1 protein-coding gene is annotated in these 315 nt (G+C 29.5%); it reads right to left on the reverse strand.

Annotation, left to right across the window (positions count from 1 at the left end; translation table 11 throughout):
• Positions 1–179: 179 nt before the first annotated feature.
• A partial coding sequence (locus UUA_RS19175; protein ID WP_238533069.1) for a CatA-like O-acetyltransferase occupies positions 180–315 on the reverse strand: 136 nt, incomplete at its 5' end.

Below are 315 nucleotides of genomic sequence, written 5' to 3' on the forward strand. Positions count from 1 at the left end.
CTGCGAGGCTAAAACATGTTTTTGTGCAAGCACAAAAAATGGACTGAACAAGTCAGTCCATAAGTTCAAAACCAAATTCAAAATCAAAACACCAGCAACCAAAAATGTGGTTGCTAATGTTCATAAATTTTATGATCACTTACGTGTATAAAATTAAATTCACTCCCAAAATCTAAAAACTAAATCCAATCATCTACCTTATTAATTATATCTTGAAATTCATTTATAAATAATGAAGCATGGTAACCATCACATACAGCATGATGAAGCTGTAAGGCAACTGGTATATAAATTTTATTATTCTCACTATAAAAT

The sequence above is a fragment of the Rhodanobacter thiooxydans LCS2 genome (genome assembly GCF_000264375.1).
Taxonomy (GTDB): Bacteria; Pseudomonadota; Gammaproteobacteria; order Xanthomonadales; family Rhodanobacteraceae; genus Rhodanobacter; species Rhodanobacter thiooxydans.